General features: G+C 69.3%; 10 protein-coding genes and 1 pseudogene. 2 read left to right on the top strand and 9 right to left on the bottom strand.

The window, feature by feature from the left end; translation table 11 throughout:
- The 3 genes from SPF06_RS16560 to SPF06_RS16550 all read right to left on the bottom strand — a co-directional run.
- Positions 1–461: PTS transporter subunit EIIC (locus SPF06_RS16560; RefSeq protein ID WP_323280230.1), on the bottom strand; the 461-nt coding region annotated here is incomplete at its 3' end.
- Between the two features lie 182 nt (positions 462–643).
- Complete coding sequence (locus SPF06_RS16555) at positions 644–871, bottom strand: hypothetical protein (RefSeq protein ID WP_323280229.1); 228 nt, start codon at positions 869–871, stop codon at positions 644–646.
- Positions 868–2,064 (bottom strand): inorganic phosphate transporter, encoded by a 1,197-nt coding sequence (locus SPF06_RS16550; protein ID WP_323280228.1) that lies wholly within the window; start codon positions 2,062–2,064, stop codon positions 868–870. The genes SPF06_RS16555 and SPF06_RS16550 overlap by 4 nt, the downstream gene beginning before the upstream one ends.
- Before the next feature lie 287 nt (positions 2,065–2,351).
- Here SPF06_RS16550 and SPF06_RS16545 point away from each other — a divergent pair, with 287 nt between their 5' ends.
- Positions 2,352–2,495 (top strand): hypothetical protein, encoded by a 144-nt coding sequence (locus SPF06_RS16545; protein ID WP_323280227.1) that lies wholly within the window; start codon positions 2,352–2,354, stop codon positions 2,493–2,495.
- 117 nt (positions 2,496–2,612) lie between these two features.
- Entirely contained in the window at positions 2,613–3,278 is a 666-nt protein-coding gene (locus SPF06_RS16540) for an HAD-IA family hydrolase (RefSeq protein WP_323280226.1), read from the top strand.
- Between the two features lie 47 nt (positions 3,279–3,325).
- Here the strand turns inward: SPF06_RS16540 and SPF06_RS16535 are convergent.
- The 6 genes and pseudogenes from SPF06_RS16535 to SPF06_RS16510 form a co-directional block, all read right to left on the bottom strand.
- A pseudogene (locus SPF06_RS16535) lies at positions 3,326–3,711 on the bottom strand (DinB family protein).
- A gap of 155 nt (positions 3,712–3,866) precedes the next feature.
- Positions 3,867–5,186, bottom strand: a complete 1,320-nt coding sequence (locus tag SPF06_RS16530) for an FAD-dependent oxidoreductase (protein WP_323280225.1) — start codon at positions 5,184–5,186, stop codon at positions 3,867–3,869.
- Between the two features lie 29 nt (positions 5,187–5,215).
- Complete coding sequence (locus tag SPF06_RS16525) at positions 5,216–6,082, bottom strand: Ig-like domain-containing protein (protein WP_323280224.1); 867 nt, start codon at positions 6,080–6,082, stop codon at positions 5,216–5,218.
- Positions 6,079–6,732 carry a hypothetical protein gene (locus SPF06_RS16520; protein WP_323280223.1) on the bottom strand — a complete coding sequence of 218 codons (654 nt, stop codon included), beginning with the start codon at positions 6,730–6,732 and terminating at the stop codon, positions 6,079–6,081. The genes SPF06_RS16525 and SPF06_RS16520 overlap by 4 nt, the downstream gene beginning before the upstream one ends.
- 163 nt (positions 6,733–6,895) lie before the next feature.
- Positions 6,896–7,669, bottom strand: a complete 774-nt coding sequence (locus SPF06_RS16515; RefSeq protein WP_323280222.1) for an aspartate/glutamate racemase family protein — start codon at positions 7,667–7,669, stop codon at positions 6,896–6,898.
- Positions 7,670–7,870: 201 nt separating this feature from the next.
- A complete protein-coding gene (locus tag SPF06_RS16510; protein ID WP_323280221.1) occupies positions 7,871–9,412 on the bottom strand; it encodes an NCS1 family nucleobase:cation symporter-1 in 1,542 nt (513 codons plus the stop codon).
- Positions 9,413–9,846: the final 434 nt, after the last annotated feature.

Below are 9,846 nucleotides of genomic sequence, written 5' to 3'. Positions count from 1 at the left end.
GTGCGGTAGAACCGCTGCCACAGGCCCGCGGAGAGCAGGCCCACGATGATGCCCGCCAGGACGCCGTAGTTGATCGCAGCGGGCTTGCCCGCGGGGTCCACCTGCCCGGCCAGGACCACCGGGGACATGGCCTTGAACACCCCGTCGATCACCATGTACCCGACCACGGCGGCCAGGGCGGTGGACCCGTCGGCCTTCTTCGCCCAGCCGATCGCGATGCCCACGGCGAAGATCAGCGGCAGCCACGCGAAGACCGCGTTCCCGGCCGCGGAGATCACCGCGGCCCCGGCCGAGAACCCCGGGATCGCCCCGAGCAGGTCCGCCTGCCCGAGCCGGAGCAGGATCCCGGCCGCGGGCAGCACCGCGATCGGCAGCATCAGCGTGCGGCCCAGCCGCTGGAGGGTCGCGAAGACCGCGTTCGGCTTCTTCTCGGCCACCACGGCCGCATCAGAGGTAGACATCGCATGCACCTTTGCGTGAATCGGAGGGGGCTGGGGAACCTGACCAATTGGCAGGTAATGTCTGGTTATGACCAGTTCAGTGTGATGGGCGCCGCGGTGCGCTGTCAAGGGGTCCCCTGTTGAGTTGCGACGAAGGGGCGCTTTCGGTGCGGAACGGCCGGTCCCGTGTCCGACACGGGCGGCTAGTGGTGGAAGTACGGGATGATGAGGTAGACGCCGAGGATGACGGCTGCTCCGGAGACGGTGTAGCACGCCCGGGAGGCCGCGAGGAGGGCGCGGCCCCCACGTTGGCGTGCGGGGTCTTTTCCCTCAGCGCCCAGCCGGACGCCGAGCGCGAAGAACAGCACCATGCATCCGGCGCCGAGCATAGTCGACGCGGCGACGGCGAAGAACGCTCCCCAGACGCTCATTGGGCGGCTTCGCTCTCGCGTGAACGTTTGAAGCGTACTGGGAAGCCCACGGCCGCGGCCGCCTCCTGGACCTCGACGACGTTGCGGTGCCCGACGGGCCTGCGACGGTTCACCACGAACATCGAGGAGATCGCCGCGAGGGCGCACACCGCCACGGCCACGACCCCGGCGGGTCCGAGACCCACTGCCATGGCGGCGAGCCCACCGACAATCGCAGCGGCTGGGAGGGTGAGGATCCACCCCAGGGTGATGCGCCCGACGGTGCCCCAATGGATCGAGGTGCCGCGGCGGCCGAGACCCGAGCCGATGACCGAGCCGCTCGCGACGTGGGTGGTCGAGAGCGCGAAGCCGAGGTGGGAGGAGGCCAGGATGGCCGCGGCCGTGCTCGCCTCCGCCGAGAATCCCTGGGCTGGCCGGACCTCGGTCAGCCCCGCGCCGACGGTGCGGATGATCCTCCAGCCGCCCGCGTAGGTGCCCAGTGCGATCGCCGCCGCACAGACCGTGATGACCCACCATTGCGGATCGCTGCCCGGCGCCTGCACGCCGCCCGAAATCAGCGCGAGCGTGACGATGCCCATGGTCTTCTGGGCATCGTTCGTGCCGTGCGAGAGCGCAACCAGACTTGAGGTGAACACCTGACCGGCGCGGAAGGCGGCCCGGCCCTGGTGGCGCTTCTGTCCCGTCTGGGGGTCGCGGCGCGCTGTGAGGGCGTACGCGAGTCGGGTGCAGGCCCACGCCGAGGTGCCAGCGACGAGCGGGGCAGCCATGGCGGGGAGGATGACCTTCGAGACGACGGTGGCGAAGTCCACCGAGTGCGGGCCGACGCCCACGACCGCCGCGCCGATAAGGCCGCCGAACAGGGCATGCGACGAGCTCGACGGCAGGCCTCGAAGCCACGTGAGCATGTTCCAGACGACCGCGCCGATGAGCCCAGCAAAGATGATCTCCGGGGCGATGTGCACGCCGTCGACACCTTCGCGGATGATGCCCCCAGAGATGGTCTTGGCGACCTCGTTCGAGACGAACGCGCCCACGAGGTTCAGTATCGCTGCGAGGGCGACGGCCTTCCGGGGCGTGATCGCGCCCGTGGCGATGGGTGTCGCCATGGCGTTTGCGGTGTCGTGGAAGCCGTTCGTGAAGTCGAAGAAGAGCGCGAGTGCGATGACCAGGGCCATCATGGGGGCGATGTCCACCCAGAACCTCCTCACCGTTCTTCCGACAGGCCGGGGCACTCTCGCCGGCCGGGCACGAGGGCTGACCAGACCGAATGTCTTGACCCTGCCAATGTCCCACCGTCGCTCCGTGCACGTCATGCGTACCCGCCACTCGAATCAAGAGCGCCCGACACAGGGCACCACCTGCAATCGCGGCCCCGAGTACTCGCCCATCTGGGCCTTGACCAACGGCCAGCGGAGTGCTGTGCTGAGAGGCACCGCATCTGGGGCGGCCGATTTCAGACTCGCCAGAGCAAGGAGGAACCATGGCCAGCCTCGACCACGGGAGCACGGTCCGCCGCCCGAATGAACGCGAAGATCCGGCAGGGGACTTTCAGGTGGAGCCCCCGGAGAAGTCCTGGGACGAGGAGGATGGGCTCTTCGACGGCGAGGAGATCGTCATCGGCTGATCTGCCCCGCCTGCAGCCGGACCAGCGCCGGTGCTGGAGCCTCGCCCGGGCCGCGGGCGACGGCGGGCGGTAGCCTTAGCGGACGACCTTCCGTGCCGCGCCCATTCAGGAGGCCCCGTGACCACCACGACCGTGACCGCCCGAGCTGTCCTCCTCGACATGGACGGTACCCTCGTCAACTCGGACGCCGTCGTCGAACGCGTGTGGCGCCGCTGGGCCGAACGCCACGGCCTTCTTGGCGACGACGTGCTTAAAGTTGTCCACGGCCGCCAGGGCCACCTCAGCATGGCGATCCTCCTGCCCGAGCGGCCTGTCGCGGAGAACCTCGCCGAGAACCGGCTCATGCTCGCGGAGGAGGCCGCGGACACCGAGGGCGTCGTGCCGATCGCTGGCGCACGCGCGTTCCTTGAGGCGCTCGGGGGATTCCCGCACGCGCTCGTGACGTCGGCGGACGACACGCTCGCGCGAGTTCGCATGGCCGCCGCGGGCCTCCCGCTCCCGCCGGTTCTCGTCACGGCGGAACTCGTGTCCGCGAGCAAGCCGAACCCCGAGGGCTTCCTCGCCGCCGCGGCGATGCTGGCGGTCGACCCGGCGGACTGCCTCGTGCTCGAGGACTCCGAGGCCGGGGTTGCCGCGGGACTCGCAGCAGGCATGCGAGTTCTCGGCATCGGGCCGCGCGCCGGTGCCCACGGACCGACGTTCCACGTCCCCGACCTCACGGGCGTGGCCGTGGCTGCCCGCGACGGCGTCGTGAGCATTGCGCTCCCTGGGAGTCGCGTCTAGCCCCGCGGCCGGCCAGGGGTTGGGCGGGATCTGGCCACGCGACCGCCTCAGCGCGACGCGAGGATCTGCTCCCGCAGGATGTCCGCGTGCCCGCAGTGCTGCGCGAGCTCGCGGAGCATGTGGAGGTACACCCAGCGGAGGGGAGCGGTCCGCGCCGGTTGCCGCGGACCACGTCGTCGAGCGTGAGGTCTGCGACGGCGCGGCGAGAGGCTTCGCAGGCCTCGCGATGGGCGGCCGTGACTGACTCGATCGTGTCGCCGTCGTCGAGCACGAACGACTCGTCGGGGGTCGCCGGGATGCCGATCTCCGCGCGCGTCCGCTCGTAGACCGCCTCGTCGAACCACACCTTCTCGACGAACGTCGCGTGCTTGACGAGCCCGAGGAGCGTGGTCTTCGACGGCACGAGCCGCCTGCGGGACTCCTCTTCCGTCACGCCTTCGAGGCACCCGCGCAGCGCGGCCCGATGCTCGTCGAGGAACGCGTCGAATTGGGGGCGGAGGTCGGCCCCGAACAGGCCGGGGTCCACGGTGGGCATCGCGCTCATGAGCCGGAGTCTAATGCCCCGACAACCTCGATGCCCTCTCACGCTCAGCGGCGCGCCCAGTACGGAGCATGCTCCGGCAGCGGCCCGATGCCGACGAGCCGCGCGGGGATTCCGCGCAGCGCCGGGAGCGCATCCGCGATTCGGAATGGCAAAGGCCGCCCCATGCCCTCGGGCGGGCGCGGGCTCGCGGGTGTGCGGGGGCTCTCAGGCGTGCGTGGGCGCTCGGACGCGTCTTCGTCGAGGAAACGATTCACGACGCCGTAATGCGCGAGCTGCTGGAACGACTGGACGACGACGGTCGGCCACCATCGCCGTCGCTGAACGCTCTGCAGCACGGACTCGGGTGGCGGCCCGCCGCGGGCCAGCGCTGGCTGCAGGATCCGCGCTGCTGCCACCGCGTCCTGCACCGCGAGGTTGATTCCGACCCCGCCGACGGGGCTCATCGCATGCGCCGCGTCGCCGATCACGAGCAGCCCCGGGAGGTGCCACCGGTCGAGGCGGTCAAGCCTCACATCGAGCAGCTTGACGTCATCGAACGACGCCGGGGCGTCGCCGAGGCGGTCGGCAAGCCACGGCTGGAGCGCGGCGAGGCGGCTCCGGAACGCGTCCAGGCCCTCGTCCCTAAGCTTCGCGTCCGCGCCCTTTCGGATGAGGAAGCCGCACTGCCAATAGTCGCCGCGGTCGATCATGATGAGGAATTGTCCGCGCGAGAGCCGCCCGATCGCGCCCTCCGGATCACTCTGCTCACGCCGCACGCGGAACCACCACACGTCCATCGGGGCCCCGAATTCGCGCGGGACGAGGCCCGCTGCGGCGCGAACGGAGGAGCCGCGGCCGTCGCACGCGACCACGAGGTCGGCCTCGAGCGTGTGCTGGGTCCTGGGCCCTCCGCCGTCGGCTCGACCGCGCCAGACGACCCCGGTGACTCGTCCGCCGTCGCCCGTCCCGCCGTCGCGCAGCAGCCCCGTGACCTCCGCCTCCCGCAGAAGCCGGAAGCCGGGCTCGCGCGCGCCCGCATCGGCGAGCAGCTCAAGGAGGTCCCACTGCGGGACGAGGGCGATGTAGCGGTGCGGGACGCGCAGCCGGGTGAGGTCGCCGAGCTGGGCCGGCCCCGAGTCGAGCTCGGCGCCGATCCACGTGATGCGGCGCTGGGGGAGCGAGGCGAACTGCTCGCCGAGTCCGAGCTCGTCGAGCAGCGTGAGGGTTGAGGGGTGAACGGTGTCGCCGCGGAAGTCGCGTAGGAAGTCGGCGTGCTTCTCGAGGACGGTCACGGAGACGCCGCCGCGGGCGAGGATCAGCCCGAGGAACATCCCGGCCGGTCCGCCGCCGGCGATCGCGACGCGCGTGCGCTCGTTCGCAGGCATGGCTTCAGGCTAGCGCTGCCAGTCCGGGATCAGGAGAGCACGTACACGGTGATCGTGGCCGGCGAACTGGTCAGCCCGCCCTGAGATGCCGTGACCGTGCACGTCCCCGGGGCGACGGCCTTGACGCTGCCCTGGGAATCGACGGTGGCGACCTGCGGATTGGACGAGGCCCACAGACCGCCGCTCAGCGGCTGGGAGGAGCCGTCGCTCATGGTGACGCTCGCCGTCAGCTGGCCCGGCGGGCCACCCTTGTACAGGCTCAGCGCCAGCGGCTTCAGGTGGATGCTCACCGGGAGCGGAGGCCCGACGGTGATCCTCGACGTTGCGGAGAAGGCGATGCCGTTCGGATCCGTCGCGACGGCGGTCACTGTCGCGGTTCCGGGGCCGATCCCGGTGACAGTGCCGCGGTCGTCGACGGCGGCCACTTTGGCGTTCGAAGACGTCCACGAGACACGCCAGCGCACCTCGACTTGGGCGGGGGATATGGACGAGCCGTCGTCGAGCACGAGCAGCGCGCTGAGCGCGCGGGTCAGGCCCGCCGGGATTGTCGCGGAAGCGGGGTCGATGCGAAGCCCGGTCGCGAGCGGCTGCCTCGGTGGCGCCGTCGTCGGGCTGGCGCTGGTGGATCCGGTGGGCGACTGCGGGGCCGGAGAGGTGGCACTTGGGCTGTCCGTCTCGGCCGAGACGACCCACGGGAACGGCCCTGACATCGCGCGGAACACGAGGACTGCCACGGCGAGCGCCGCGACGACGGCGACTGAGACGATCGTGGCCGCGATGTACCTCCGACGCAGCCTGCGGATCCCCAGATCGACCGCCTGTGCAAGGTCGACGGGATACTCGTCGGCGAGCTTCGCCGCCTCGGCGAGAAGGTGGTCGCGCAGGTCGTGGTTCATGGCCGCCCCCTCTCAAGGGAAGCGACGCGCTGGCTCGCGGTGCCGAGCTGTTCCGTCACGAGGGGGGTGGTGCTGTCCGTGAGACCGGCGATTTCGGCGATCGTGAGGCGCCCGAAATCGTGCAGGACAACGGCTACGCGTTCGGGGAATGGCAGCGCGTGGAGCGGGTCCAGAGGCGACCTCGCGCGCCGAGCCTTGGGCGGCGTCGCCCACTTCTCATGCGCTTCGGCGAGCTTCACGAAAAGGCACAGCGTGTAGAGGCGCAGCTGCGGGGTGACGGGACCGCGCCATGCTTCGGCGGTCTGGGCCAGCGCGGCCTCGAGCAGCGTCTTCGCTTCGTCCGGCTCTCCGCACAGCATCTGGGCGCAGAGCTGGAGATCCCCGCGCTGGTGCTCGAAGACGTCGTAGATGTCGTCCCGGTGGTCATCAAGGGAGCCCGAGACCTTGAAGCCCGGAAGCTGGAGCTCCCAATCCCTGAGGGCCGGAAGGACGGCGCCGAGGAGGACAAGCGCCCCGGCGCCGATCGGCAACGTGCTCGCGAGGCCCGGGATGAGCCATGCCGTGCTGGCGAGGGCCACCCCGAGCACGCCGACCGCCAGTCGGGCGGGCTTGAAGACATTCCGAAGGTGCCGGCGGGGTAGTTCGCACATTTGCTGGACCTAGGTTCTGGAGTCGGGCGTCACTGACAGCCTGCCCAGCGTCGACTGCACTTGCGATTTTATCCCCAATGAATTGAATAATCCATGGGTTCACACGGCGCTGCCCTCGCGAGCGGGAGAATCCCGGTGGCGAGGGCAGCGTGAAGGGCAGTGCTCAGGCGAGGGGAGGTCCCGCCGCCCCGGCCGGCGCCGCGGCGGCTTCCGGCTGGGCCGGGAGCGGCCAACCCGCGACCTTCTTGGGGCGCGGAGTGCCGAAGGTGCGGATCTTCGACGTCGTGAGCCCGAGCCGCACGAGCGATTCGGCGGTCGCGACGGCGGCGGCCACGCCGTCGACCACGGGGACGCCGCAGCGCTCGCGGATGCGGGTTTCGAGGTCCGCCATGCCGCCGCAGCCGAGGACGATGACCTCGGCCTTGTCCTCACGGACAGCCCACTCGGCCTCGGTGACGATCGCCTCGATGGCGCGCGCCGGGTCGGATTCGAGTTCGAGCACGGCCAGACCGGACGCACGGACCGACGCGCAGCGGGTGTCGAGGCCCGCGAGCTTGAGGCGGTCCTCGATGAGGGGGACGGTCCGGTCGAGCGTCGTGACGACCGAGAACTTGTGGCCGAGGTACATCGCGGTCGCTGCGGCGGCCTCGGTGATGTCGACGACGGGGACGTCGAGGAGTTCCTGCAGGCCTTCGCGGCCGTGCTCGCCGTAGCCGGCCTGGACGACGGCGTCGAAGTCGCCTTCGTAGCGCGTGACGGCGTCCATGACGGCGACGGCCGCAAGATAGCTTTCGAAGTTCCCCTCGACCGAGTCAGCGCCGAAGCGCGGGGTGATGCCCACGATCTCGGTGCCAGGGAGGGCGACCCGCCTGGCTTGGGCGGCAATCGCGTCCGTCATGGACTGCGTGGTGTTGACGTTGGCGACGAGGATGCGCATCGGGGGACTCTTTCGGACGTCGTTGTCGGAGCGAGCTTGGCGGGCCTGGGGAAACCGAGGCCTTGCTTTGATGTCACGCTCCAACTATGGGTTCCTGCGTGACATTTTAGGAGGGTCTGAGCTCGGGTGGTGGTGGCGGACGACGACGGCGCGTGGGGCCGTCGTCGTCCGCCCGGGGGTGGGGGTTGGGTGAAGATGGGGTTAGGCGGTGGTGAGGGTTTCGGTTTCGGTGGTCTTGATCTGGGGGCGGGTGCGCTCGAGGGCGGCGAAGGCGATGAAGCCGAGGCCGCAGCCGATGAACCAGGAGTAGTCCGAGATCCACTGGGCCTGGCCGAGGATGGTGGGCAGGAGGACGGAGGCGATGGCGGGGACGCCGGAGAGGATGGTGGCGGCGACGGCGTTGGGGTTGAAGCCGTTGACGAACCAGTAGCGGCCCTTGGTGCTCATGGTGTACATCTCATCGACCCAGACACGCTGCTTGGAGACCACGAAGTACCCGGCGATGAGGATCCCGAACAGGGGGCCGATGAGGGCCCCGAGGATGCCGAGGGAGTACTGGATGGCGGTGGCGTTGGAGTACCAGTTCCAGGGGGTGAGGATCACGGAGCCGACGGCGGCGATCATCCCGCCGGTGCGCCAGGAGATCTTCTGCGGGTTCACGTGGGAGAAGTCGAAGGCGGGGGAGATGAAGTTGGCCACGATGTTGATCCCGACGGTGGCGATGACGAAGGTCAGCCCGCCCAGGATGGTCGCGAACGGGGCGTCGATCCTGCTCACGGTCTCGATCGGGTCGGTGATGAGCTCGCCGAACACCGGCACGGTCGCGGAGGCGGTGATCACGGTCAGGAGGGAGAAGAAGAGGAAGTTGATCGGCAGGCCGAGCAGGTTGCCCTTCTTGACGGCCTTGAAGGACTTGGCGTAGCGGGAGAAGTCGCCGAAGTTCAGCATCGGGCCGGAGAAGTAGGACACCACGAGGGCGATCGCGGAGAGCATGACCGGGATCGAGGCGCCGAAGTCCAGTGGCTTGCCCGCGGAGAGGTTCAGGGACACGTGGTCCCATCCGGCCTTGGAGACCAGGTAGATCGCCAGCAGGATCATCACCACGTACACGGCCGGGCCGGCCCAGTCCACGAAGCGCTTGATCGCCTCCATCCCGTGCCAGAACACGAAGCCCTGGGCGACCCACAGGATCGCGTACGCGATGTACCCCAGCGGGGACAGGCCCAGGAAGCCGTTCCCGTTCACCGCCAGGGGCGCCAGGGAGGGCCAGAACTTCAGCATCACGATCACCAGGGACTGGGAGGCCAGGTAGGTCTGCACCCCGTACCAGGCGATCGCGATCAGGCCCCGGATCACCGCCGGGATGTTCGCGCCCTTGACCCCGAAGATCGCCCGGTTGATCACCGGGTACGGCACCCCCGTGGCCTGGGAGGGCTTGGCGACCAGATTGCAGAAGAACTGCACGATCAGGATCCCCACCACCAGGGACACCAGCACCTGCCACGAGGCCAGGCCCAGGGCGAACAGGCTCCCCGCGGTCACGTACCCGCCCACGCTGTGCACGTCCGACATCCAGAACGCGAAGATGTTGTACGAACCCCAATGCTGATCCTTCAGCGGAACCAGGTCCTTATTCGAAAGACGCGGATCGCGCTCTGGAGCGGGGGCGGTGAGGGTGCCTTGCGAGGCAAAGTCATCGGTGGAAGTCAGCGGTTGGACGGCGCTGTCTCGGTTGCTGTTCATGATTCTCTCTTTGGATCGGTTGGCGGCTTGGCGCCGCCTGGAAGGGATCCGCTGGCCTGTTGTGGCTGTGAGGCTCAGCTCCGGTCTGGGGGCCGGTGTGCGGCGAGTCACGATCGGGTGTGACCGATATCTCAGGCGCTTGGTATACAAGGTAACTCTGGGATACCAAAGATCGCAAGAGGTTCGTGGAAATTAATTTCCACGGGCGTGATTCCTCGTTTGGGATACCGAAGCCCGAGTTGCGCCTGGGTGCCTCGGGCCGGCTTCCGGGTTTCCCGCGCTGTGCGGCGCCGGCTTCCCCAACTCTTGGCCGCCAACCCGGCCGACCTCCCCAGTTCTTGGAGGGGCGATGGTGCGACACGCCGGCACGTCCAGGCGAACCTCCGCGGATTGAAGATTGAAGTTGGGGAGGTTGGCCTTGGCGTTTGGGGAGG

Source organism: Sinomonas terricola (genome assembly GCF_034931225.1).
Lineage (GTDB): Bacteria > Actinomycetota > Actinomycetes > Actinomycetales > Micrococcaceae > Sinomonas > Sinomonas terricola.
Note: the sequence above shows the minus strand (reverse complement) of the source record. Positions and strands in the feature narration are given on the sequence as shown.